Source organism: Bacillus sp. VA15 (genome assembly GCF_055721145.1).
Window position 1 is genome coordinate 168585 of record NZ_JBVQPQ010000004.1, and the last position, 24072, is coordinate 192656.

Here is a 24072-nt window from a genome sequence, read left to right on the forward strand (position 1 = left end):
AGAAGGACCAGCATGAACCAACAATCTCCGGCTCGGCACTACAAGAAGCTTGTGCCGAGCCTTATTCTCATTTTGAATTGCATACAATTTTTATCTCACCCAGCCAAAGCTGACCCCATTTTGTTAGCGTTTGTATTTGCGGTGTATCTAGCATTCATTTGGATCATTCCCTTTGTGGCATCCGCTGCTGTCAATTTGGGCATATTCATCGGGCTTTGGCTCCTGACCGTTTTCCTTTGGGCTATTTCCGGCCAAGAGCAGGGAGCCGCCTTTTTCTTAATCGTATTTTTAATGGTTTTCGCAGCCATAAAGCTTCCTGCACGGCTGTCCTTGATTTTTACAATATGCCTAATTGGGGGCAACGTTTTCTTTCTATACACCCTTTTTGACAGCAGCTTGGATGATATCATTAGTAACATCTCTATCATGATCGGACTGTACGTCTTCTTCTCCTCCATGCGTTTCAGGCGAGAAGCGAGAAGAGAGGCTGAACGAAATCATGCTGAATTGGCAAAAATGCACTTGCAGCTGGAGCAAGCCCACGAAGAACTCCAGAAAGCACATGCAGAGCTGCAGGAGGCTTCTGTTCTTTCTTTAAGGTACGCGGTCCTTGAGGAGCGTACAAGAATTGCCCGAGACATTCATGACAGTATCGGCCACGAGCTGACTTCTGTGATTGTTCAGCTTCAATCTCTTCCCTATATCCTGAAAAGCAGCAAGGATGATTCAGAAAAAGTCATTCAAAATGTACTGACTGTCGCCAGAGAATGTCTTCAGGAAGTACGGTCTGTCGTTCACCAAATGGGCCGAAGTGAATCGATGGTTGGCCTTACCGCTTTGCGGGGGCTTATCCACCAAGTGGAGGAACGAAGCGGCTTGCACGTTTCTTTAGACACTGCCGGCCTTTCAGAAGAGTCTTGGCCTCAAAACGTAAGTGAAACGATCTACCGCACCTTGCAAGAAGCGCTGACCAATATCATCCGTCACGCTCACGCTACCCATGCGGCTGCCGTCATTTCTAACGACGAGACCCACCTCTATGTCACAATCACCGACAACGGACATTTCACCGGCAATCTTACTTGCGGATTTGGGCTGACAGGAATGAAAGACCGCGCTGAAAAAGCAGGCGGTTCCCTTTCTTTCAGCGCCGTGCAGCCGAGCGGCCTGCAAATTGAGCTGGCATTGCCGCTCACGACAACGAATAAGGAGCAAAAAGATGAACAAAGATAAAATACGCGTCGCACTTGCCGATGATCAGCCGCTTGTGCGTGAAGGCTTCCGCTATGTCATCAACGCACAGCCGGATATGGCCGTATCTGGTGAGGCAGGCGACGGGCACGGCATTATTGCACTGGCAAAGCAAACAAAACCCCACGTCATCCTGATGGATGTCCAAATGCCACATTGCTCAGGTATCGAAGCGGCAAAAGACATTATGTCCGCACTGCCAGATACAAAGATTGTCATTTTAACTACCTTTGATACCGAGGAATATGTATTTGAAGGCATTCGCGCGGGCGCAGTCGGCTATCTGCTGAAAGATACGCTTCCTGAAGAATTGATTGACGCCATTCGCGCCGCGGCCAGAGGCGAAGCGATTTTCCGTACAGCCACAGCTGCTAAAATTATCAGCGAGACATTTCGCTCAAAGCAACAAACTCAAGCCGAAGAACTGGCAGATCCGTTTACAAAAAGAGAGCTCGAAGTTCTTCAGCAAATGGCCTATGGGTTGAGAAATGAAGACATTGCTGAAAAGCTTTTCGTCAGCGAAAGCACTGTGAAAACTCACGTGCACCGCATTCTGCAAAAATGCAATGCCCAAGACCGGACACAAGCAGTCGTTTTTGCTATTCGAAACGGTATTGTGCAATAGAAAACTCTCATCCCGTCATGATAAAATAAGACAAAGGAGATGATTGGAAATGAAAGAAGAAATCATTGAACGGTTTACTACATATGTAAAAGTGGACACACAGTCCGATGAATCCGTCGACACCTGCCCTTCCACACCCGGCCAATTGACGTTAGGAAACATGCTCGTTGATGAATTGAAATCCATTGGCATGCAGGATGTAGCCATTGATGAAAACGGCTATGTCATGGCGACTCTTCCCTCCAATACTGAAAAAGACGTGCCGACTATCGGCTTTCTCGCTCATGTCGATACTGCCACAGACTTTACCGGCAAAAACGTGAATCCGCAAATCATTGAAAGCTACGATGGAAAAGACATTGTTCTTAATGAACAGCTGCAGGTCATCCTGTCACCTGATCAATTCCCTGAACTGCCCGGCTATAAGGGCCATACACTCATCACCACAGACGGCACAACCCTTCTCGGCGCAGACAATAAGGCCGGTATCGCCGAAATCATGACAGCCATGGATTACCTCATCAAACACCCTGAAATCAAGCATGGCACAATCAGAGTCGCCTTTACGCCAGATGAAGAAATCGGAAGAGGGCCGCACAAATTTGATGTAAAACGGTTTAATGCGTCTTTTGCCTACACAGTTGACGGCGGCCCGCTCGGCGAGCTTGAATACGAAAGCTTCAATGCCGCTGCCGCAAAAATCACGATCAAAGGCAACAACGTACATCCCGGAACGGCAAAAGGGAAAATGATCAACTCTGCGAAAATCGCAATGAAGCTGAACAGCCTGCTACCGGCAGACGAAGCGCCTGAATATACAGAAGGGTACGAAGGCTTCTACCACCTGCTGTCGATTCAAGGAGATGTAGAGGAAACAAAACTCCACTACATTATCAGAGACTTTGACAAAGGCAACTTCCAAAGCAGAAAAGAAACAATGAAGCGTGTCGTTGAAGAACTTCAAAACGAATACGGGCAAGACCGGATTCAGATTGATATGAACGATCAATACTACAACATGAGAGAGAAAATTGAACCTGTCATCGAAATTGTCAACATTGCCAAGCAAGCGATGGAAAACCTCGGCATCGAACCGAAGATTTCTCCAATCCGCGGCGGCACGGACGGATCCCAGTTGTCCTACATGGGACTCCCAACGCCAAACATCTTTACCGGCGGGGAAAACTTCCACGGCAAGTTTGAATACATCTCAGCCGATAACATGGTGAAAGCCGTAAATGTCATCGTTGAGATTGCAAAACTGTTTGAAGAACAGGCATAATACCAAAAGCCAGTCTTAAAAAAAGACTGGTTTTTTTTTGTGAAAACGAAACATTTTGAATACGTCCTCCGTAAAACAAGTATCAACAGTTGAGGAGGAAAAACAATGACAAAACATGCAATAGCTGCAAAGAGTCTATTGAAAAAATGGATGATGACAAGGCCGCTTAACATGCAAAAGAAATCCAGCCCCTTTCAAAAAATCAGAAAAATGTTCAAACGCTTCTTCAAATAAAACATTCAAATCCCCAAAACATAATCCGCATTCACTCGTACCGCCCAAATGCTCCGTAATTTGGGTTTTTTGTGTTTGATTCCGCAAAATAGGGTATAAACCAAACAAGCAAGAAAACAGCAACCAAAAACAGGTAATTTGAATTATTAATTTTTAGGTTAAAAGTTATATAAAGGAATTTATTTTATCGTCGATAGTAACTATAGAACCAATCACCAACCAGAACAATCATCATGTTGTAAGACTATTTTCAGGTCATCAGGTTAGACTGTTTTTGAGGGGCAGTTATTTATTTTTAAATGGATTTAGAATTTTTTGAATACTTTTTGACATTTTATCCGTACAATAGAGAATACCAAAACTTTTTTTGGGAGGTATGTAAAATGATCCTATTTATTATCATCGCATTATGCGGCTATCTTCTTTTTTCTTTCAGCAAGGACAATCGCCGCAAACCGCAAAAGACAAGCCCTCTGCCAGCAGCCGCACCTCATCACAACAACCTAATCGACCTTGACGCCATCCGCCAAAAACGCCGGATGCCTCTTTCCTAATCCTATATTTCAAACGAAAAGGCTGCTGAATCATGCAGCCTTTTTCAATTTTAGAAACATTTATTACTCGGGAAAAACAATCAGCAGGGTTTCTGATCACTAGATTTGGAACTTGAAACCTTTTTGCCGCCTGTCCGTAATCTCTTACAAGGCAAATCCAAAAGGAGACTTCAGCAATGATCGAATTATTTATGAAACAAAAAATGTTCTCGTTTAAAGATGCATTTCACATTTATGACCGAGATGAACAAGAGACATTCAAGGTCGAGGGCCGGTTCTTTTCGTTAGGAGACTCGCTACAAATGACAGATTCATCCGGAAAAACACTCGTTTCCATAGAACAAAAAGTAATGTCTGTATTGCCGCGATACGAGATTTCAATTGGCGGGAAAACAGTTTGTGAGGTGGCAAAGAAATTAACGTTTTTTAAACCAAAATTTGAAATTTCCAAGCTCAACTGGGAAATTGACGGTGACTTGTGGAAGGATGAATTTCAACTGACGGACGGGGAAAATGTCCGGATGTCAGTGAGCAAAAAGTGGCTTAGCTGGGGTGATTCCTATCATTTGCAAATTGCAAACGAGGAAGATGTGCTGATCTGCACAGCCATTGCTATCGTGCTGGATATGGTATTATATGACGACGAAGATGAAAGTATTTTCTAAAAAGGTGTTGACAATTGATCCAAAAGTAATAATATTAAGATAATTAAAATCTGAATATGAAGATGTACCTTATCAAGAGAGGTGGAGGGACTGGCCCTATGATACCCGGCAACCGCTGTTTCAAACAGAATGGTGCTAAATCCTTTAGAACATTGCGTTCTTGCAGATGAGGCGGAGATTTGATCATTCAAGCTCTTCCTTACTCAAAGGAAGAGCTTTTTTCATGCACAACACATTTCAGAAAAGAGGCGAATGACATGGCTCAACAAACAAATGTTGCAGGACAAAAAACAGAAAAACAAATCAAAGCTCCTTTTCGTGCCGATCATGTTGGCAGTTTACTGCGATCTGCTCCGGTGAAAGAAGCCCGGCAAAAAAAAGCGGCTGGCGAGATCACTGCGGAACAGCTTCGTGATATCGAAAATCAAGAGATCACCCGCATTGTGGAAAAACAAAAAGAAATCGGTCTCGATGTGGTAACAGACGGGGAATTCCGACGTTCCTGGTGGCATTATGATTTCCTGGAAGGGCTTGACGGTGTGGAACCGTTCATCCCGGCTGAAGGGATTCAGTTCCATCATGCGAAAACAAAAGCACGCAGCATCAAAGTGACGGGAAAACTCGATTTTACGAGCCACCCCGCGCTTGCCGATTATCAATTTTTACATGAGATTGCCGGTGACGCGACACCAAAGCTGACGATTCCGAGCCCGAATATGCTGTTTTTCGGTGAAAAAGCCGATAAAGGGATTTATGACGACCAAGAGGAATACTTTCATGATCTGGCCCAAGCGTACAAAAAAGCAATCAAAGCCTTCTATGACGCTGGATGCCGCTATCTTCAGCTTGATGATACGTCATGGTCTCTCTTCTTTGAGGAAAAAGGCAGAGAGGTCGTCCGAGCGCTTGGCGGCGATCCAGAAACATTGCCTGCCTTATTCGCCAAAACGATTAACGATGCAGTGGCAGACCGACCTGATGATTTAGCAATCACGATGCACATTTGCCGCGGCAACTTCCGTTCAACTTGGGCGGCATCAGGAGGCTATGACGCTGTAGCGGAAACGATTTTGGATGGCTTACATTTGGACGGCCTGTTCTTGGAATACGATGATGACCGCTCCGGTAACTTTGATCCGCTCCGTTTCGTGAAACGCAAGGATCTGCAAATTGTACTCGGTTTGATTACATCGAAATACGGCGAGCTTGAAAATCCTGAGGATGTGAAGCGCCGAATCAATGAAGCGGCGCGCTTTGTCAGCCTGGATCAGCTGTGCCTCAGCCCGCAGTGCGGTTTCGCCTCTACAGAAGAAGGCAATCTTTTGACAGAGGAGCAGCAATGGGCGAAGCTGCGCCATGTGATCGACATCGCCAACGATGTGTGGAGATAATCTATCATTGACAGAAACATAAAATGTGTGAATAATATATACTATCAGAAAATTTCATAAAAAGGTTTTCCTTATCAAGAGAGGTGGAGGGACTGGCCCTGCGATACCCGGCAACCGCTGTTTAACAGAATGGTGCTAAATCCTTTAGAGCAATGATTGCTCTTGAAGATAAGGTTGAGATTGTCACACAAGCTCTTCCTTATCCAAAGGAAGAGCTTTTTTATATTCGAATGGAAAGAAGGAATGGACAACATGCCACAACAAACAACACCCGCAGAACAAAAATCACTTCAAAGAAAAAAACCGCCGTTTCGCGCGGATCAAGTCGGAAGCCTGCTGAGATCTGAGCCCGTTAAAAAAGCGCGGCTGCAAAAAGCGGCCGGCGAGATTACGGCTGAGCAGCTTCGCCAAATCGAAAACGATGAAATCACCCGCATTGTGGAAAAACAGAAGGACACCGGCCTGAACGTCGTGACAGACGGTGAATTCCGCAGAGCGTGGTGGCACTTTGATTTCCTTGAAAACTTAGATGGCGTTGAGCCGTTTACTCCTGAGCAGGGCATTCAATTCCATAACGTACAGACAAAAGCACGCGGCATAAAAGTGACCGGCGATATCGACTTTTCGACTCACCCTATGCTTGAAGATTACTCCTTTCTCCATAGCATTGCCGGTGACGCGACACCAAAGATGACGATCCCAAGCCCGAATATGTTGTTTTTCCGCGGAAAGCTGGAAAAGGATGCATACAAAAACGACTATCACCTTTTCCAGCACGATGTATCCAAAGCATATAAAAAAGCGATTCAAGCGTTTTATGACAGAGGCTGCCGCTACCTCCAGCTTGATGATACAGCATGGGCTGTTTTCTTATCTGAAAAAGGCTTAAAACAAATCGAAGCGTTCGGAACAACGCCTGATGAGCTTCGCCAGCTGTTTGCGAAATCCATTAACGACGCGATTGCAGACCGTCCGGATGACTTGACCGTAACAATGCACATTTGCCGCGGCAACTTCCAGTCCACTTGGACAGCGGAAGGCGGCTATGACGCAGCAGCCGAAACCATTTTTGACGGCTTGAACCTGGACGGGCTTTTCCTAGAGTATGATGATTCACGCTCAGGCGGATTTGAACCACTCCGTTATGTGAAGCGCTCTGATCTTCAGCTTGTCCTTGGCTTAGTGACATCTAAATTCGGTGAGCTTGAACATCCAGACGATGTAAAACGCCGTATCGAAGAAGCGTCCCGCTATGTGAGCTTAGACCAGCTTTGCCTCAGCCCTCAATGCGGATTCGCTTCAACTGAGGAAGGCAACAAGCTGACTGAAGAACAGCAATGGGCGAAGCTGCGCCATGTGGTTGAGATCGCTAACGATGTTTGGAAATAAGCAAAGAAAAAACACACTTGATTCCCTGGCGGAGCAAGTGTGTTTTTTATGTTATTGAGCGGTATAGCCTCCATCAAGGACGACAGCCTGCCCGGTGACACCCTTCGCTTTCTCGCTTGCCAAAAACGCCGCATAATCCGCGATTTCCTTGACGGAAAGCAATCGTTTTTGCGGCACAAGCGGAAAAATGACCTGTTCAAGCACGGAGTCGTAAGGGACATTTCTCGTTTTCGAAAGATCGCTCAGCTGATTGCGGACAAGCTGTGTATCGACATAACCCGGACAAAGCGCGTTGACTGTAATGCCGTGGGGCGCGCCTTCCAGCGCCCCGACCTTTGTCAGTCCAATGACGCCGTGCTTGGCGCTATTATAAGCGGATTTCCCCGCAAAGCCGACTAAACCATTAACAGATGCGATATTAATAATTCTGCCAAACCGCTGTTTTTTCATGATCGGAAAAACATGCTTCATCGCGATGAAGGGCGCCGTCAGCATAACCTTGATCAGCTGTTCAAAGGTTTCTGTCGGAAACTCTTCAATCGGGGCGACGTGCTGAATACCGGCATTGTTCACCAAAATATCCAAGCTGCCGTATCGTTTTTGGATGGCGTTTACCGTATCAGCGACTTGCGCTTCCTTTGTCACATCACACGGAATGGCTGCTGCGTCAAAACCTTCTTCTGCAAGCTTGGAAGCGGCCTTTTCGCACGCTTCCTGATGAAGGTCCGAAACGATGACACTAGCTCCTTCACGGGCGAATTCCCTCGCGATTTCGAATCCGATTCCGCCGGCTGCCCCAGTCACCAAGGCGACTTGTTTTTTCATGTCAAACACCTTCCCATTAAGAATTTTGTTTGATCACAGACTGGCTTACAGCGAAATCGGCTTCTGTTTTTTCATAAACCTCTTCAATTGTGACACCTTCCTGAAGCTCCGTCAGTGTCATGCGGCCGTTATCAAAATCAAAAACAGCCAAATCCGTAATCAGCCTGTGTACGACTTTCTGGCCTGTCAGCGGAAGCGAGCATGTTTTTTTCACCTTTGACTCGCCATGTTTATTGACATGTTCCATGATGACAACGATCCGTTTCGCCCCGTTGACGAGATCCATGGCGCCGCCCATCCCTTTTACCATTTTCCCTGGGATCATCCAATTGGCCAAATCGCCCTGCTCAGAAACTTCCATGCCGCCGAGGATAGCCAAATCGATATGCCCGCCTCTTATCATTGCGAATGACTCAGCGCTGTCAAAATAGGAAGCCCCCGTCACTTCAGTGATTGTTTCCTTTCCTGCATTGATCAAATCCGCATCTTCCGTTCCTTCCACAGGATACGGACCGATCCCGAGCAAGCCGTTTTCTGACTGAAGCATGACGTGAACGCCATCGGGTATCTCATTTGCGACAAGCGTTGGCATTCCAATCCCAAGATTGACGTTCATGCCATCCTTGATTTCTTGTACAGCCCGTTTGACCATTCGTTTTCTCGCTTCTTTCATTTCGCCTCACCCTTTCCCGCCGCTTGTCGGACTGTTCGCTTTTCAATCCGTTTTTCATGGCTCGCGCCAAGCACCACATGCTGTACGTAAATTCCCGGCGTATGGATATGATCTGGATCGAGCTCTCCCGCTTCCACGATTTCTTCTGCCTCGGCAATCGTAATCTTCCCTGCCATGGCGGCAACGGGATTGAAATTTCTCGCCGTTTTCCGAAAAACCAAATTCCCCATGGTGTCCGCTTTCCACGCTTTGACAATCGCCACGTCGCCGGTGATGCCTCGCTCCAGTACATATGTCCGGCCGCCGAACGTTTTATGTTCTTTTCCCTCTGCTATTGAAGTACCAACGCCTGTCGCCGTGTAAAATCCCGGTATGCCCGCGCCGCCTGCACGAATTCTCTCAGCGAGCGTTCCTTGGGGAACAAGTTCAACCTCAAGCTCTCCGCTTAAAAACTGCCGCTCAAAAATTTTATTTTCACCGACATAGGATGCGATCATTTTCTTGATTTGCCTGTTAGCCAAAAGCAAACCAAGCCCCCAGTCATCAACTCCGCAATTGTTGCTGACAACGGTTAAATCCTTTACTCCCTGATCTCTTATCGCCAAAATGAGCTGTTCAGGAATACCGCACAGCCCGAATCCTCCTGCGATCAGTGTATCTCCATCATGAATCAGTTCCGCAGCTTCCTTACTTGATGACAGTACTTTTCCCATATTGATGCCCCTTTCGTTTTCTCTTACACTAGACCGGTCAGGCTGTAAATCGCGATCACAGCAAATACGGCAGCCGTTTTGATGAGCGTGATCGCAAAAATATCCCGATACGATTGCCGGTGAGTCAGTCCTGTCACGGCCAGAAGCGTGATGACAGCGCCATTATGCGGCAGCGTATCCATGCCGCCTGATGCCATCGATATGACTCGATGCATCACTTCCGGCGGAATGTTGTAAGCCTGAATCGCCTGCAAGTATTGATCCGACATCGCGCTTAGTGCAATGCCCATACCTCCTGAAGCCGACCCGGTGATCCCCGCCAGTGCAGTTGTCGTGACGGCCCCGTTCACAAGCGGATCGGTAAAGGTGTGCTAGATTCCGCTGCTCAGCTTGTGAAACCCCGGCAGCGCGGCGATAACGCCGCCGAAACCATACTCGGCACCAGTATTCATAGATGCCAGCAAGGCACCGCCGATCCCTTCATTCAGCCCTTCCTTCATTTGGGCAAACACCCTTCTCCAATCAAATAAAATCGTTGTAATGATGCCAATCACCAGAGCGAGCTCCACCGACCAAATGGCAGCCGCTGAAGAAATATCAAGCTTGCCGAACTCCTTTAATCCGATCGATGAAAAATCAAATCCATTCGGATACCACTTTGGAAGGTATATGGTGAAACATTTATTCACTGCACCTACGAGTATAAGCGGGACAAAGGCAAGCGCATGCTGCACCGGGCTTTTGTCCGGTTCGGCCGTGAACTCAGGCGATTCAAGAGCAGCAGTATTCTCCGAATCAAAACCGCCGTAGCCTTCGCCGGATGTCTGCGCTTTTTTTCGCCTCGATTCCAAATACATCATGCCCGCTGCCAGCACAATCACTGCGCCGAACAAGCCAAGCCAAGGAGCGGCATAAATGTCTGTTTTGAAAAACGTCGTCGGGATGACATTTTGAATTTGCGGCGTCCCCGGAAGTGCGTCCATTGTAAACGTAAAAGCCCCTAAAGCAATCGTTCCCGGGATGAGGCGTTTCGGTATGTTAGCTTCTCGGAACAGATTTTTCGCAAACGGATATACGGCAAACACGACAACAAATAGGCTGACGCCGCTGTACGTCAAGATAGCGCCCATCAGCACAATGGCAAGTATCGCTCTTTTTGCCCCGACAAGCCTGACAATCGTTTTCGCAATCGATGCCGCAAGCCCGGACATTTCAACGACTTTTCCAAAAATCGCACCGAGTAAAAATACCGGGAAATACAGCTTAATAAAACCCGCCATCTTCTCCATAAAAATCGATGAGAAAAAAGGAAGCACATGGCTTGGATCTGTCAGCAGCACCGCAAATAACGCGCAAATCGGCGCAAACAAAATGACAGAAAATCCCCGATACGCCGTAAACATCAGCAAGCCTAACGCCAATAGAATGATGATCAGTTCCACACACATCCCCCATTTCCACTGATAGGAAAGCGTTTACAAAGACTCTCCGCATCGGCCTTTCCCGTCCCCTTTCCATATGTACGGGAAGCGGGGGCCAACTATTCCGATTAAAAAAGGAAAGCTCCTTTTTTCGGAGCTTTCCTCTGCCATTCATTTCATTCCTATTAAGATATCAACATCAACCGTAATATCGGCTGATTTCATCTCTTTCAGCAGCCTGACTCTGTCTTCCGGCGCAGACCAGACGAGCGGCGTCATCTGGAGCAGCCAATGTATCGCTTGGCGGTCAAGCGTTTTGACATAACGCAGCCTCACATGATGGCTGTGTTCAACATTCGCTGTAAAACGCTCAACAGCTGCCATATTGGAATACGTACGCCTTGGTGAATCAGTATATAAAAATTGCCTTAATTCTATTAAATAATCTTTTCGCGGCACTACTTTTATGAGCATGCCATCATCCTTCAGCAGCCTATGAAACTCTGCATAATTGGATGGTGAAAAAATCGACAGGACAACATCGAATTGGCGGTCATGAAAGGGGGCACAAGCCACATCGGCAACCGCCCACATTTGATCTTTGAATGTCTTAGAAGCTTTTACAATCCCATCCTTTGAAAGATCGATGCCTGCTCCCATCGCTGTTTTCCCTGCATAATCAAAGCCGCAAAGCGAATTCAAATGAGATCCCTCACCGCATCCGCTGTCCAAGATGGTGAAAGCTTCTTCACCAGATTTGAGGTGACTGATGAGATCTGCCATTGCATGATGGAGCGGTTCAAAAAACCGGCATTCCCCAATCAGCCTGCTCCTCGCCTCAAAAAGCCCGGCATCGTAACCGGTTTTGACCGGCTTCGTCAGGAAGTTCACATATCCGTGCCGAGATCTATCAAATGTGTGCCCTCGTTCTGTACAAATCAAACTTTTTCCTGAAGCCGCATCCATGGAAGAGCCGCAGAGCGGGCATCGAAACATGGGTGCGAATTGGCTGACATCAGCTGTTCGTTTCATGAAAAAAACACCTCATTCATTCATTTTTAGATAAATGAAAAAGGCATAGACAAATAAACCTGGGCCTTTCACAAAAATTGGCCAGGTCTGGCAGATTGTCTATACCTCTCATTATCTATAACGAATGAATTGGATAATCATGAAAAAAACTCCCTTTTTTGCTGTATGGGTTTCCCCATGTACATCATACAACAAACCTCTAGGAGCTGAAAGCATAGGTTGAAGAAAAATCAATGCCGTACTGCTGTTGTCCTCATCAACATCATATCAACATAGCAATCCAACATGTTTTACCTTTATTTTCTCAAATTCAAAATATAAATTTTATTATTGTGAAAATAGTTAAAAAGGTTGATTTTCAAAAATTGAAAGGATAAAATACTGCTATCAACTTAGAAAATAGACATTCTTGTATATGATCAGTAATATGGTCTGATTGTTTCTACCTAGTAACCGTAAAAAACTAGACTACAAGAAAGTTTGAATAAATTTGAACGAGTTGAAAAGGACAAGTTCTTTTCTGTTTGCTCTTATTTTTCACACTTTCTGCACTTCCAGAATTTGTGAAGGATAGGGGCTTTTTTTGTTTCCATAATAAACCTCATAGGAGTTGCTATCATGTACTTTTTATTAAACCTTGTCGGTCTCATTGTGATTATGGCAGTTGTATTCCTATGTTCTCCGCAGAAAAAGAAAATCAAGTGGCGCCCGATCATTACGTTAATTGTTCTGGAATTGCTGATTACTTGGTTTATGCTGGGAACAAAAGTCGGGAGCTGGGCCATCGGTAAAATTGGTGATTTCTTCACTTGGCTGATTGCTTGCGCCAGTGACGGTATCGCGTTTGCCTTCCCGTCAGTCATGGCGAATGAAACAGTAGACTTTTTCTTTAGTGCACTTCTTCCAATTATCTTTATCGTCACATTCTTTGATATTTTAACATATTTCGGCATTTTGCCTTGGCTGATTGATAAAATCGGATGGGTGATTTCAAAGGCTTCCCGCTTGCCGAAATTAGAAAGCTTTTTCTCTATTCAAATGATGTTCTTGGGAAATACTGAAGCACTTGCGGTCATCCGCCAGCAGCTTACGGTATTAAATAACAACCGCCTGCTTACATTCGGCTTAATGAGCATGAGCAGCATCAGCGGCTCCATTATTGGATCTTACCTGTCAATGGTGCCGGCGACATACGTGTTTACAGCGATTCCGTTGAACTGCTTAAACGCGCTGATTATCGCAAACCTGCTGAACCCTGTTCATGTGCCGGAGGATGAAGATATCATCTATACACCGCCTAAAGAAGAGAAGAAAGACTTTTTCTCTACGATTTCTAACAGTATGCTTGTCGGCATGAACATGGTTATCGTTATTTTGGCAATGGTGATCGGATATGTCGCATTAACGTCTGCAGTCAATGGCATTCTTGGCGTTTTCGTACACGGCCTGACCATCCAGACGATTTTCGCTTATCTCTTCAGTCCTTTCGCTTTCCTGCTTGGGCTGCCAGTACATGATGCAATGTATGTTGCTCAACTGATGGGCATGAAATTGGCAACGAACGAGTTTGTTGCGATGCTTGACTTGAAAAACAATCTCAAATCACTTCCGCCTCACACAGTTGCGGTGGCGACGACATTCCTGACGTCATTTGCCAACTTCAGTACAGTCGGCATGATTTACGGAACGTACAACTCGATCCTTGACGGCGAAAAGTCAACGGTCATCGGGAAAAACGTGTGGAAATTGCTTGTCAGCGGAATTGCGGTATCTTTACTGAGTGCTGCGATTGTCGGCCTGTTTGTATGGTAGAAACATTGAGCCATATCCCTTTGCGGATATGGCTCTTTTGATTATTGATAAATAGAGGAAGGCACCTGCACATCCCGGATTCCGGCTGCATATGGTCCTAAGTCATACTGGCCGAAGACGATGGCGATTCCGTTTTTCGTAAAGTAAAACGTTGTGTCTTGATTAAGGGTAATATCCTCCTTCTTTACATCAGGGAAAAACAGCTCATCATGTTTTTTGATATAGCTATACAGATAATCTTGCGTTTTGCTGACTTTTGTTTTGGTATTCAGAATCTGGTTCAGTGTCACCCGCTTTTGTGTTTTCAAGTCATAGTTGAAGGACTGAACAGACGTTAAACCATGGGCGCCGCCTGAATATATATAATTGAGTGTTTGAATGCTGAGCTTGCCCGCCGCATTGTATTTGACGCTGAAGGATGTTTGGTATTCCGCTTTGAATCCCTGCTGTTCGCCTGCTTTTTTGTTTTTCAGGTATTCCTGATATGATTGTTCAATGTAGGCTTTCAGCTCTTGATTGATTTTCTTTTCAAACGCGGCATTCCCGATGTGATGCACCTGAGGATACTTTAGCTCCTTGATCTTTTTGTACGTATGGCTGCTGACAGTCGGTGTTTTCGCTTGAACCGCTTTTAAAGATGGGGCCGCATATGCCAATACAGAAAAAAGCAAAACAGCAATCCCCGCGGCTTTCAGCATGTGATTCCATTTCATACGATCTCCTCCTTTGATGTCGTTGTTTATCATTCCCTCTTTTAAGCAATACACACTTTTATAGACTGATAAAATCAAAAGAAGTTTCTAGGTCTAACAGCTCGATTTCCCCAATAAAAAAAGAATCAACACATGTCTCCTTTTTATTGTTTACGATCAGCAATGGCTTCGTGAACCGCTTGTGCTAAATCTATATTTCCAAACATTTCTAATACTGCAATGACGGTCTGGTCCGGAATGTGCTCTGATTCGTGTTTCGCCACGACCAGTTCGTCCATGGTTTTTTTCAAGCTTTCATTGAGCTTTTGCTGCGGATACGCTTTGGCGTACAGCTCCAGCGGATCAAGATCATGGTTCACGCACCATTGGGCAAACACCAAAATCATCATATTTTCATCGCGTTCGTAAGCTTCAGCGAGCTGTTTTTCGTTCATCTGTCATGCTCCTTATGAAAAGTATCTTCCTTTAAGATACAGGAGCGGATCAAATTCGTCTATCCCAATGGCGGTGAGCGGCGACCGCCTCAATAAACGCCTTGCTGAAGGCGGTGTAGTCAGCTTCATCTTTAGCAGTCACGATGCCCGGTCCTTCTGTTGTCCCGACAGAGGATTGAAGAAGATCAATTCCTTTATTTGCCGCACCGATCGCCTTATAGTGATTATAGGCTTCTCTGATAAATGATATCGCTTGTTTGTTGTCTTTTAACTCTGATCCTCCCGCGACATAGACGGAATCATACAGAACTGAATCAGCCGTCAGGAACGTGCCGCTGGCCTCAAGCTGCTGTCCGGTGCCGCTTGTGATGTACCCCAGCGTTTGGCTGATGATATCTGCTGTGATCCCTTCATGCTTTAAGGCGTTCAGCACTGTTTGCAGCTCTTCTTCATGAAATCCGTTTCCGGCGAGAACGGCGACTTTTCTCGTTGACGCTGTTTTCACAGTGCGGGCCTGGCTTAACGCAGGTGAGGTAAGAATTTCTTTTGATGCTTTTCGTTTCGCCGGCGGCGCCACACCTACTCCATTGGCGATTTCTTCCGCTAAGCCTGTATCGACATTGCTGAAGACGTCAACAACCTGCCGCTGCACGTCCTTGCTTTTGACCTTTCCGACCTCGAAGCAGAAAGCAGAGATGATATGCTGTTTTTCGACAGGAGACATGCTGTTCCAGAAAAGCTTCGCCTGTGAGTAATAATCGTTGAAGCTGTCGCTCCGCTGGCGGATTTTTTTGCCCTCGACTTTCTCCTGATAGTGGACGTAGCCGCCTTCTTCAGCTGTCGCAGGCGACGGGTCATTGTTTTGCAGAGAGTTTTTATGATAAGCGACCGGCCCTTTATTAATTGTCATCCGGTGATAGCCGTCGTATTGGTTGTTATGGAATGGACATACCGGCCGGTTAATCGGAATCTCATGGAAGTTCGGGCCGCCAAGACGGATGAGCTGTGTGTCGGTATAAGAGAAAAGCCGTCCCTGCAATAGCGGATCATTTGTAAAATCGATGCCTGGCACAACATTTCCCGGGTGGAATGCGACTTGCTCTGTTTCCGCAAATACATTATCCTGGTTGCGGTTCAGCGTCATTTTCCCAATGACTTTCACCGGTACAAGCTCTTCCGGCCATAGCTTGGTTGGGTCAAGAATATCAAAATCAAATTTGAATTCGTCTTCTTCATCAATCATCTGCACGCCGAGCTCATATTCAACCGTGCCGCCGTTTTCAATCGTTTCCCACAAGTCGCGGCGGTGGAAATCGGGATCTTTCCCGGCAATTTTCTGCGCTTCATCCCATACAAGAGAATGCACGCCGAGCACAGGCTTCCAGTGGAATTTCACGAAACGTGCCTTTCCTTGTTCATTGACAAAACGGAACGTGTGAACGCCGAAACCTTCCATCATTCTGTAGCTGCGAGGGATGCCTCTGTCAGACATCGTCCACATCACCATATGTGCCGACTCAGGGTTATTGGCGACAAAATCCCAAAACGTATCATGAGCAGTCGCGGCTTGGGGCATTTCATTATGAGGTTCAGGCTTAAACGCGTGAACCAGATCCGGAAATTTGATCGCATCCTGAATGAAAAACACTGGGATATTATTTCCCACAAGATCATAGTTTCCTTCTTCAGTATAAAATTTCGTCGCAAAGCCTCTGGCATCCCGCACCGTGTCTGCGGAGCCTTTAGAACCCGCGACTGTAGAAAACCGGACAAATACCGGCGTCTTCACCGAAGGATTCTGAAGAAATTTGGCCCGTGTATACTCGGTCATCGGTTCGTAAACCTGAAAAAAACCATGCACGCCATACCCACGCGCATGCACAACACGCTCCGGAATCCTCTCATGGTCAAAGTGCGTCATTTTCTCCCGGAAGTGAAAATCCTCCATCAGCGTCGGGCCCCGGACCCCGGCCTTTAACGAGTGCTCATCCTCTGACACCCGCACGCCTTGGTTTGTCGTCATTTTCTTCCCGCTGTTATCGGCCCTGTACTGCTCAAGCTGCTCGTGCTTTGCGTGTTCATTTACACGTTTGTTTTGATCATCATTCATGTCTGCTCCCCCTTTTCAAACGAAACATTCTACAGCACATTTACCCGTGGCATCCTTCATATAAACTGCTAATCCGCTCAATAGGATTTTAGGTCTACATATACATATGTGGTCATACATATTTGAAATAAGCCTTCTTTTCAGAAAGAAAAAGTGGAAGCGCTTACTGAAAAATATGCTATTGAATGGGGGAGGTCATATCGTGCTTGCCATACTCGGTTTTGTGATGATTATTGTCTTCATGTACCTTATTATGTCTAACCGGCTTTCCGCTCTTATTGCTTTAATTGTCGTTCCTGTTGTGTTTGCCCTGATCAGCGGATTTGGCAAAGATCTCGGCGAGATGATGATTCAGGGCGTTACAGACCTCGCTCCTACCGGTATCATGCTGTTATTCGCCATCCTGTATTTCGGCATTATGATTGACTCAGGTTTGTTTGATCCTCTCATCGCAAAAATTTTATCACTTGTCAAAGGAGATCCGTTAAAAATCGCCGTCGGCACAGCGGTTCTGACGATGACCATTTCGCTGGACGGAGATGGGACAACAACCTATATGATTACCATTGCGGCGATGCTGCCTCTTTACAAACGGCTCGGCATGAACCGTTTGGTGCTAGCGGGAATTGCGATGCTCGGTTCCGGGGTCATGAACATTATACCGTGGGGCGGACCGACGGCGAGGGTTTTGGCTTCCTTAAAATTGGACACGTCGGAGGTCTTCACGCCGCTGATTCCCGCTATGGTCGCCGGCATTCTCTGGGTGATCGCCGTTGCTTATTTCCTTGGAAAAAAAGAGCGGAAGCGTCTCGGCGTCATTTCGATTGAACACGCACCGTCCTCTGATCCGGAGGCAGCGCCGCTCAAGCGTCCCGCCCTCCAATGGTTTAATCTGCTGCTGACTGTTGCTCTGATGGCCGCTCTGATCACCAGCCTGCTGCCGCTCCCTGTTCTTTTTATGACCGCATTCGCCATTGCCTTGATGGTCAACTATCCAAATGTCAAAGAGCAGCAGAAACGGATCTCGGCGCATGCAGGAAATGCGTTAAACGTTGTCTCAATGGTGTTTGCTGCAGGCATATTCACAGGCATTCTCTCCGGCACAAAAATGGTGGATGCGATGGCGCATTCTCTCGTTTCACTTATCCCTGATGCCATGGGCCCGCACCTGCCATTGATCACCGCCATCGTCAGCATGCCATTCACCTTTTTCATGTCAAATGACGCCTTTTACTTCGGTGTCCTTCCCATCATCGCCGAAGCCGCATCCGCTTACGGAATAGATGCCGCTGAAATCGGAAGGGCCTCCCTGCTGGGACAGCCAGTGCATCTTCTAAGTCCGCTTGTGCCTTCCACCTATCTTTTGGTCGGAATGGCAGGCGTCAGCTTTGGCGATCATCAAAAATTCACCATCAAATGGGCAGTGGGGACAACGATTGTGATGACGATTGCGGCGCTTTTGATTGGGATTATTTCGTTTTAATGAGAAGAGGATTTCCGCTGGCGGAAATCCTTTTGTTCTGTATAATCCGAAAACCCAAGATCATACTATGGAAAACCAACACAAAAAGGTGATTGCATGAATTTTGCTTGGGAAGCACTCATTTTAATTATATCCGGTATTATATTGCTCAGAATTTCTGGCAGAAAATCGATCTCTCAGATGACGTTAGCACAAACTGTGGTGATGATTTCAATTGGAACAATTATTGTCCAGCCGATTATAGAGACAAGTTTATGGAAAACCCTTGTGGCAGCCAGTATTTTTACTCTGGCGCTAATACTCATGGAATGGTTCCAGATAAAAGCCAATTGGATGGAAAAGTTCATAACAGGCAAAGCAAAGTTAGTCATTGAAGATGGCAAACTCAATATAGAAAATATGAAAAAATTGAGGCTGACAGTTGATCAGCTTGAAATGCGAATGAGGCTTCACGGAATCTCCAGCATAAAGGACGTTAAGAATGCAACGATTGAGGCAAACGGCCAATTAGGATATGAATTACATGATGACAAGAAGCCGCTAAACATGGGTGATTTTAAGAAAATGATGAATGTTCCTGATGCAAATACAATGAATCGGCCTGAACCTGATAAGCAAGATAACATTTTTGAAGAGTTAAAAAACTCTAGTCATTCCGCTAGCCAATTAAAATAGGCTATTTCATTGTAATGAAATAGCCTAAGTGAATTCTTATTGAATATACGAAATGACTGGCAAGCTCTCAACGCCTGATGCATAGTAGTAATTTAAAACACTGAAAAAGTCGATTGCTTTGCCGGTTTTTACATCAACAATTAAAATGTGATCACCATAGTTTTGATCATCTGCATCAAGTCTTCTAGGTGTTTTTTTGCCTAATGTATCAAGAAAAGAGTCATCGTAACCTACCCCTGATTGATACGCTGATACATGATGCATAAACAGCGTCCCTGTATCTAAGTAAACCATCACTGCCGCATTTGAGCTCGCATAACTTGAACGATAAGTAACAGGATCAGAAACATTTTTCACCTTCACATCGGAAATAGAATGGGTGCGCTGATTATACCCGCCGCCATACGAAAAATAATATTCTCTTTCCCAGCTTAATGAAGATGTTTTTGTGCTGGTATTGTACAACAATGTTCCGTTTGCATAGACAGAACCGTCTGCGTACTCAGCAACAAAGGCTTGCAAATTAGAGGTGATCGACTTCACACTTGTGTAATTTGAAGGGTTTTTTGCATTTAACTGAATGTTGTATGAATCTCCCAGCGTTCCTTCAGAATAGACCCGAATCATATAATCGCCGGCCGGAAGCTCTTTTAAAAGCACTAAGTTCCCCGCATCCATTGTAATATTAGTCGGCTGTGCTTCACCCGTATCCCAATTGACAACATACAGTTTTAAATAGTACTGACTGTTGCCAGACAAAATCCGTGTGATCAGAGTTCGATCTGACGCAGTGCTGAAGAAATACATATCGTCAGGGTTATTATCGTTAAGTACAGATGAAGTATCGAATACTTGGTCTTCGGAGTTGTACATGGAAGTTGTTTTAAAAACATTCTCATTGGCAGGCTTCTTCACTTTTATTGTTTCTGCTTTTTTATCCTTTTTAAGGCTCCCTGCATCTGCTTGCTTTAAAGAAACATCCTCCATTTCCTTATGGTTTTTCAATGTTTCCTGCTGTTTCGTGATTGCTTTCTCTTTTGGCACATTTTGCGCTGCAGCAGCATTTGAATTCAGACAAAAGCTAAAGGCCACAATCAAGACAACACACAATAGGGGTAATGAAAATATTTTTTTGTTCTTCATATACAAACTCCTTCCAGGTTTTATACTGTACATATCGGCAGGAAACTCCAACCAGTTTACATTTATGACTCAATGTTCATAATTTGTATATATTTAACTACTCATTCGAAATTTCACCATTTGAAGCAATCAGCTCTTTATACCAATAAAAGCTTTTCTTCCGGATACGGCGCAGATCCTTCAGATCAAATTCATCACGATTGACGTAAATGAAGCCGTAGCGTTTCGAGCAGCCTTGGTGTGTAGAAATCAAGTCAATGGCTGACCATGGGGAGTAGCCGAACACATCGACGCCGTCTGTGATGGCCCACTGAATTTGTTCGATGTGCTGTTTTACATAATCAATGCGGTAATCGTCATTGACCGTATCGTTTTCTTCTAGTTGATCGAAGGCACCAAGCCCGTTTTCTGTGATGATCAGTGGCAGCTGGTAACGGTCATAGATTTCTCTTAGCGTGGAGCGGAAACCGACCGGATCAATCTCCCAGCCGAAGTCATTTTTCTTCAAATGCGGGTTGCTGCTTCCGCGGTAGACGCCAGCTTCTCCCGTTTTCAAATGCTGGTCACCTCCGCGCGCCACTTCGTCCGATCCGTCGCCTTGGCTCGCTGCCGCTGTTTGAGAGGTATAGTAGTTAAAGGCGATAAAATCAGGTTTCGCGGATTGCAGAATCTCCATGTCACCATCTTCAATAACTGGCGTATAGCCTTTTTCTTTCATATAAGCCCACGCCGTCGTATTGTAGCGCCCATGAACTGCCATGTCTAAATAGAGCCAGTTCCGAATCGCATTATAGTTAAAAGCCGCCACAATATCCTCCGGTTTAGAAGACGACGGGTAGATGAGCGCGATATTCGGAGCAGGGCCGATTTTTGCGCCCGGCAGTATGTCGTGGCAGAGGTTCATGGCTTTTGCCTGCGCCACCAGCATGTGGTGGTTTTGCTGATACAGCTCTTTTTTCGGATTTTTAAGATTCGGATCAAGTGTACCTAAAGCGCTTCCGTGAAGGATCATCATGTTTTGTTCGTTGATGGTCAGCCAGTACTTCACACGGTCGCCGAAGTGCTCAAACAACACTTTGGAATACCGTTCAAACGCATCTATTGTGGCTCTTTGCGACCAGCCGCCTTTTTTCTGCAGAGCATTCGGCAGATCAAAGTGATACATCGTGACGATCGGCTCAATCTTATATTTGAGCAACTCATCAATCAGATTGCTGTAAAACTCAATTCCCTTTTGATTGATGTCTCCGTCGCCATCAGGAATAATCCGCGTCCATGCGATAGAAAACCGGTACGCTTTAAAGCCCATTTCAGCAAACAAGGCAACGTCTTCTTTATAGCGATGGTAATGGTCGCTGGCGACTTTAAAATCAGTCGTTCCCTCAGGATAGCTGTCACGTGCGTCAATCACTGACGGGCCTTTTCCATCTTCGTTCCACGCGCCTTCAACTTGATAGGCAGAAGTCGATGCCCCCCACAAAAAATTCTCCGGAAATGCTGCAAGTGTTTTATAGTTCATCGTCTGTTCCTCCAATGGTTTTAGATTAAAGAAAAGATTCTTTCTTCTATTTTGACTTGCTTTTGATCTGTTTGAATGACGTCGGTATATTGATCTGCGTTTGTGATGACGATCGGTGTGTTCATATCAAACCCCGCCTTTAGTAAGTCATCCAGGTCAAATTCAGCAAGCAAATCACCTTGTTTGACTGCTTGTCCTTGCACTACTTTAGGATAAAAGTGTTTTCCTTCCAGCTTCACCGTATCAAATCCGAGGTGAATGAGGATTTCCGTTTCCTGATCGGTGACCATGCCGAATGCATGGCCCGTCGGAAAAACGGTTGATATCACGCCATCAGCTGGTGCGACGAGTCTGCCTTTCTCCGGAAAAATCGCTATTCCCTTTCCAAGTGTCTCAGATGCAAACACTTTATCCTTCACTTCTGTTAGCGGAACCACTTTTCCTTCTAACGGACTGCTGATCTCTTCACGCCGGACTGAGGGTACAGGTGGTTCTGCTTTTATTTCTATTTGTTCCGCGGGATCTTCAAACCCGACAATGTACGTTAAGATGATTGATAGAATAAAAGATACCGAGATTCCCAAGATAAAACCGGCAAAGCCCTGTCCGTAGAAAATCGGGATCGTCAATAGACCGGGTGCGCCAGAAGCGATGGCCACGCTGTGAGCCTGTCCGATAATCGCCCCGCCAACAGCAGCACTAATGACACCGCATACAAAAGGTTTTTTCAGCCTGAGCGTCACGCCGTAAACGGCTGGTTCTGTAATGCCAAAAATCCCTGTGACAGCGGCGGAACCGGCAAGCGCCTTTAATTTTTTGTTTTTCGTTTTCAGCATGACACCCACAGCAGCTCCTGTTTGTGCAAACACGGCTGCCGCTGTAGCCGGTTTGATCGAATCCTGCCCATTGACCGCAATGTTATTTAAAATGACCGGCACAATCCCCCAGTGGATGCCGAAGATGACAAGAATCTGCCAGAGTGCCGCGATCACGGCGCCGGCCAGCATCGGGTTAAAGCTGAAGATTGCCAGAATCGCAGACGCAATGGCATTTCCCGCGTTTACACCAAGCGGGCCGAATACAATTAATGTGAGCGGCACAATGGTTACCAGACAAATTAGCGGAGTGATGAAGGTTTTCACACTGTCATGAATCACCCGGTTCAAATACTTCTCAACGTAACTCATCACAAAAATCGCCAGAATGATCGGGATCACAGTTGACGTATAGTTCATTAACACGACTGGAATGCCGAAAAAGTCCGTTTCTGCATTACCATTCTTCAACTCAATGATCGTTGGATAGATAAGCGCACCCGCAACTGTGACAGAAACAAATAGATTCGCGCCAAATTTCCGGGCAGCAGTAATGGCCAGCAAGAGCGGAAGAAAGTAAAACAGGCTGTCCGCAGCGGCATACAGTATCGTATAAGTGGTTTCCTCTGTTTTGAGCCAGCCGGCATTTGTACATATCATCAGCAGGCCCTTTAAAATTCCCGCTCCCGCCATCACGCCAAGTAAAGGTGTAAAAATGCTCGATACGATATCAACAAGCCGTCCGAACAGATTCCCTTTTTGGGCAGACCGTTCAGCTTGGTCATCATTCAGCAGATTAGACATTCTCCCAATCTCTTGATATACCTCTGAAACGTGATTGCCGATCACGACTTGAAACTGCCCGCCGCTTTCCACTACAGTTACGACATCATCCAAAGCTTCGATTTTATCTTTATCCGATTTCGACCGATCGTTCAGCGTAAAACGCAGGCGTGTCGCACAATGTACTAGAGAACGCACATTTTCTTCCCCGCCGACCAGCTGTAAAATCTCTTTTGCCGCTGCTTGAACCCCCATTTTCCTCTCATCCCTTCTGTTAAAAAATAAAAAACCTAAACTACCCCTATCGCAATAGGAACAAGTAGTTTAGGTTTTGCCTGCCTGACCAGTAACAATCCTATGAAACGCCATCATTCGGTTTTTTCTGCGAAACGCCATCATCACCATCCCTCTGAAAAAATAAAAACCTAAATTACCATCAGCACAGACAGAGATCATCCGCACTCATTGTAATTTAGGTTTTGCCTGCTTATCAGTAACAATCCTAACATCATCATATATGAATGTAAGAA

The 24072-nt window shown here is 45.8% G+C and carries 21 protein-coding genes, 1 pseudogene and 3 riboswitches; of the genes and pseudogenes, 11 read left to right on the top strand and 11 right to left on the bottom strand.

The features are described from left to right. Nucleotides 1–12: 12 nt before the first annotated feature. The 8 genes from AC0DBE_RS12615 (at nucleotide 13) to AC0DBE_RS12650 (ending at nucleotide 7391) form a co-directional block, all read left to right on the top strand. Nucleotides 13–1233 carry a sensor histidine kinase gene (locus tag AC0DBE_RS12615; RefSeq protein WP_079287593.1) on the top strand — a complete coding sequence of 407 codons (1221 nt, stop codon included), beginning with the start codon at nucleotides 13–15 and terminating at the stop codon, nucleotides 1231–1233. Then, nucleotides 1220–1876: a two-component system response regulator YxJL gene (gene yxjL / locus AC0DBE_RS12620; RefSeq protein ID WP_072565504.1), complete on the top strand. Its 657-nt coding sequence runs from the start codon at nucleotides 1220–1222 to the stop codon at nucleotides 1874–1876. The genes AC0DBE_RS12615 and yxjL overlap by 14 nt, the downstream gene beginning before the upstream one ends. A gap of 49 nt (nucleotides 1877–1925) precedes the next feature. Then, complete coding sequence (gene pepT, locus AC0DBE_RS12625) at nucleotides 1926–3158, top strand: peptidase T (RefSeq protein ID WP_014115692.1); 1233 nt, start codon at nucleotides 1926–1928, stop codon at nucleotides 3156–3158. 105 nt (nucleotides 3159–3263) lie between these two features. After that, nucleotides 3264–3392, top strand: coding sequence for a hypothetical protein (locus tag AC0DBE_RS12630; RefSeq protein ID WP_014115693.1), 129 nt, complete (start codon nucleotides 3264–3266; stop codon nucleotides 3390–3392). 299 nt (nucleotides 3393–3691) lie between these two features. Beyond that, nucleotides 3692–3946 carry a hypothetical protein gene (locus tag AC0DBE_RS12635; RefSeq protein WP_072181679.1) on the top strand — a complete coding sequence of 85 codons (255 nt, stop codon included), beginning with the start codon at nucleotides 3692–3694 and terminating at the stop codon, nucleotides 3944–3946. Nucleotides 3947–4122: 176 nt separating this feature from the next. Beyond that, nucleotides 4123–4611, top strand: coding sequence for an LURP-one-related/scramblase family protein (locus AC0DBE_RS12640; RefSeq protein WP_079287594.1), 489 nt, complete (start codon nucleotides 4123–4125; stop codon nucleotides 4609–4611). 66 nt (nucleotides 4612–4677) lie between these two features. Beyond that, nucleotides 4678–4784: riboswitch (SAM riboswitch) on the top strand. A gap of 84 nt (nucleotides 4785–4868) precedes the next feature. Further along, nucleotides 4869–6002, top strand: coding sequence for a 5-methyltetrahydropteroyltriglutamate--homocysteine S-methyltransferase (locus AC0DBE_RS12645; RefSeq protein ID WP_326229426.1), 1134 nt, complete (start codon nucleotides 4869–4871; stop codon nucleotides 6000–6002). Between the two features lie 68 nt (nucleotides 6003–6070). After that, a riboswitch (SAM riboswitch) is annotated at nucleotides 6071–6177 on the top strand. A 77-nt stretch (nucleotides 6178–6254) separates the two neighbouring features. Continuing rightward, nucleotides 6255–7391 (top strand): 5-methyltetrahydropteroyltriglutamate--homocysteine S-methyltransferase, encoded by a 1137-nt coding sequence (locus AC0DBE_RS12650; RefSeq protein WP_472962372.1) that lies wholly within the window; start codon nucleotides 6255–6257, stop codon nucleotides 7389–7391. A gap of 51 nt (nucleotides 7392–7442) precedes the next feature. On the opposite strand, the gene AC0DBE_RS12655 is transcribed toward AC0DBE_RS12650, so the two are convergent. The 5 genes and pseudogenes from AC0DBE_RS12655 to AC0DBE_RS12675 form a co-directional block, all read right to left on the bottom strand. Beyond that, nucleotides 7443–8216 (bottom strand): 3-hydroxybutyrate dehydrogenase, encoded by a 774-nt coding sequence (locus AC0DBE_RS12655; RefSeq protein WP_472962374.1) that lies wholly within the window; start codon nucleotides 8214–8216, stop codon nucleotides 7443–7445. 16 nt (nucleotides 8217–8232) lie between these two features. Next, entirely contained in the window at nucleotides 8233–8889 is a 657-nt protein-coding gene (locus AC0DBE_RS12660) for a CoA transferase subunit B (protein WP_372402291.1), read from the bottom strand. Then, nucleotides 8886–9602 carry a CoA transferase subunit A gene (locus AC0DBE_RS12665; RefSeq protein WP_014115701.1) on the bottom strand — a complete coding sequence of 239 codons (717 nt, stop codon included), beginning with the start codon at nucleotides 9600–9602 and terminating at the stop codon, nucleotides 8886–8888. Before AC0DBE_RS12665 ends, AC0DBE_RS12660 begins: the two co-directional genes overlap by 4 nt. A gap of 23 nt (nucleotides 9603–9625) precedes the next feature. Then, a pseudogene (locus tag AC0DBE_RS12670) lies at nucleotides 9626–11044 on the bottom strand (GntP family permease). 150 nt (nucleotides 11045–11194) lie between these two features. Then, nucleotides 11195–12055, bottom strand: coding sequence for a putative RNA methyltransferase (locus AC0DBE_RS12675; protein ID WP_472962377.1), 861 nt, complete (start codon nucleotides 12053–12055; stop codon nucleotides 11195–11197). Between the two features lie 389 nt (nucleotides 12056–12444). Continuing rightward, a riboswitch (purine riboswitch) is annotated at nucleotides 12445–12546 on the top strand. 127 nt (nucleotides 12547–12673) lie between these two features. On the opposite strand from AC0DBE_RS12675, the gene AC0DBE_RS12680 reads away from it, so the two are divergent. Continuing rightward, nucleotides 12674–13867, top strand: coding sequence for a NupC/NupG family nucleoside CNT transporter (locus AC0DBE_RS12680; RefSeq protein WP_014115704.1), 1194 nt, complete (start codon nucleotides 12674–12676; stop codon nucleotides 13865–13867). 41 nt (nucleotides 13868–13908) lie between these two features. On the opposite strand, the gene AC0DBE_RS12685 is transcribed toward AC0DBE_RS12680, so the two are convergent. The 3 genes from AC0DBE_RS12685 to AC0DBE_RS12695 form a co-directional block, all read right to left on the bottom strand. Further along, nucleotides 13909–14580: a DUF3298 and DUF4163 domain-containing protein gene (locus AC0DBE_RS12685; RefSeq protein WP_014115705.1), complete on the bottom strand. Its 672-nt coding sequence runs from the start codon at nucleotides 14578–14580 to the stop codon at nucleotides 13909–13911. 143 nt (nucleotides 14581–14723) lie between these two features. Continuing rightward, nucleotides 14724–15014: a hypothetical protein gene (locus AC0DBE_RS12690; RefSeq protein ID WP_079287598.1), complete on the bottom strand. Its 291-nt coding sequence runs from the start codon at nucleotides 15012–15014 to the stop codon at nucleotides 14724–14726. 49 nt (nucleotides 15015–15063) lie between these two features. Further along, on the bottom strand, nucleotides 15064–17124 hold the full coding sequence (locus tag AC0DBE_RS12695) for a catalase (RefSeq protein ID WP_472962380.1): 2061 nt from the start codon (nucleotides 17122–17124) through the stop codon (nucleotides 15064–15066). 202 nt (nucleotides 17125–17326) lie between these two features. Here AC0DBE_RS12695 and citH point away from each other — a divergent pair, with 202 nt between their 5' ends. Further along, nucleotides 17327–18607, top strand: coding sequence for a citrate transporter CitH (gene citH / locus AC0DBE_RS12700; RefSeq protein WP_087987369.1), 1281 nt, complete (start codon nucleotides 17327–17329; stop codon nucleotides 18605–18607). A 96-nt stretch (nucleotides 18608–18703) separates the two neighbouring features. After that, entirely contained in the window at nucleotides 18704–19282 is a 579-nt protein-coding gene (locus AC0DBE_RS12705) for a DUF421 domain-containing protein (protein ID WP_472962382.1), read from the top strand. A gap of 36 nt (nucleotides 19283–19318) precedes the next feature. Here the strand turns inward: AC0DBE_RS12705 and AC0DBE_RS12710 are convergent, their stop codons facing one another. From AC0DBE_RS12710 to AC0DBE_RS12720, 3 genes are all read right to left on the bottom strand, one after another. Next, entirely contained in the window at nucleotides 19319–20425 is a 1107-nt protein-coding gene (locus AC0DBE_RS12710) for a hypothetical protein (RefSeq protein WP_061186601.1), read from the bottom strand. A gap of 97 nt (nucleotides 20426–20522) precedes the next feature. Next, complete coding sequence (locus AC0DBE_RS12715) at nucleotides 20523–21944, bottom strand: glycoside hydrolase family 1 protein (protein ID WP_072181671.1); 1422 nt, start codon at nucleotides 21942–21944, stop codon at nucleotides 20523–20525. 20 nt (nucleotides 21945–21964) lie between these two features. Next, complete coding sequence (locus AC0DBE_RS12720; RefSeq protein ID WP_472962385.1) at nucleotides 21965–23797, bottom strand: beta-glucoside-specific PTS transporter subunit IIABC; 1833 nt, start codon at nucleotides 23795–23797, stop codon at nucleotides 21965–21967. Nucleotides 23798–24072: the final 275 nt, after the last annotated feature.

What these genes read in the sequence shown, in the direction of transcription:
- yxjL (WP_072565504.1), top strand. Translation starts at nt 1,220, where the DNA reads ATGAACAAAGATAAAATACGCGTCGCACTTGCCGATGATCAGCCGCTT.
- AC0DBE_RS12695 (WP_472962380.1), bottom strand. Translation starts at nt 17,124, where the DNA reads ATGAATGATGATCAAAACAAACGTGTAAATGAACACGCAAAGCACGAG.
- AC0DBE_RS12710 (WP_061186601.1), bottom strand. Translation starts at nt 20,425, where the DNA reads ATGAAGAACAAAAAAATATTTTCATTACCCCTATTGTGTGTTGTCTTG.
- AC0DBE_RS12690 (WP_079287598.1), bottom strand. Translation starts at nt 15,014, where the DNA reads ATGAACGAAAAACAGCTCGCTGAAGCTTACGAACGCGATGAAAATATG.
- AC0DBE_RS12650 (WP_472962372.1), top strand. Translation starts at nt 6,255, where the DNA reads ATGCCACAACAAACAACACCCGCAGAACAAAAATCACTTCAAAGAAAA.
- AC0DBE_RS12635 (WP_072181679.1), top strand. Translation starts at nt 3,692, where the DNA reads ATGGATTTAGAATTTTTTGAATACTTTTTGACATTTTATCCGTACAAT.
- AC0DBE_RS12630 (WP_014115693.1), top strand. Translation starts at nt 3,264, where the DNA reads ATGACAAAACATGCAATAGCTGCAAAGAGTCTATTGAAAAAATGGATG.
- AC0DBE_RS12615 (WP_079287593.1), top strand. Translation starts at nt 13, where the DNA reads ATGAACCAACAATCTCCGGCTCGGCACTACAAGAAGCTTGTGCCGAGC.
- pepT (WP_014115692.1), top strand. Translation starts at nt 1,926, where the DNA reads ATGAAAGAAGAAATCATTGAACGGTTTACTACATATGTAAAAGTGGAC.
- AC0DBE_RS12705 (WP_472962382.1), top strand. Translation starts at nt 18,704, where the DNA reads ATGAATTTTGCTTGGGAAGCACTCATTTTAATTATATCCGGTATTATA.
- AC0DBE_RS12640 (WP_079287594.1), top strand. Translation starts at nt 4,123, where the DNA reads ATGATCGAATTATTTATGAAACAAAAAATGTTCTCGTTTAAAGATGCA.
- AC0DBE_RS12645 (WP_326229426.1), top strand. Translation starts at nt 4,869, where the DNA reads ATGGCTCAACAAACAAATGTTGCAGGACAAAAAACAGAAAAACAAATC.
- AC0DBE_RS12665 (WP_014115701.1), bottom strand. Translation starts at nt 9,602, where the DNA reads ATGGGAAAAGTACTGTCATCAAGTAAGGAAGCTGCGGAACTGATTCAT.
- AC0DBE_RS12660 (WP_372402291.1), bottom strand. Translation starts at nt 8,889, where the DNA reads ATGAAAGAAGCGAGAAAACGAATGGTCAAACGGGCTGTACAAGAAATC.
- AC0DBE_RS12675 (WP_472962377.1), bottom strand. Translation starts at nt 12,055, where the DNA reads ATGAAACGAACAGCTGATGTCAGCCAATTCGCACCCATGTTTCGATGC.
- AC0DBE_RS12655 (WP_472962374.1), bottom strand. Translation starts at nt 8,216, where the DNA reads ATGAAAAAACAAGTCGCCTTGGTGACTGGGGCAGCCGGCGGAATCGGA.
- AC0DBE_RS12720 (WP_472962385.1), bottom strand. Translation starts at nt 23,797, where the DNA reads ATGGGGGTTCAAGCAGCGGCAAAAGAGATTTTACAGCTGGTCGGCGGG.
- AC0DBE_RS12715 (WP_072181671.1), bottom strand. Translation starts at nt 21,944, where the DNA reads ATGAACTATAAAACACTTGCAGCATTTCCGGAGAATTTTTTGTGGGGG.
- AC0DBE_RS12685 (WP_014115705.1), bottom strand. Translation starts at nt 14,580, where the DNA reads ATGAAATGGAATCACATGCTGAAAGCCGCGGGGATTGCTGTTTTGCTT.
- AC0DBE_RS12680 (WP_014115704.1), top strand. Translation starts at nt 12,674, where the DNA reads ATGTACTTTTTATTAAACCTTGTCGGTCTCATTGTGATTATGGCAGTT.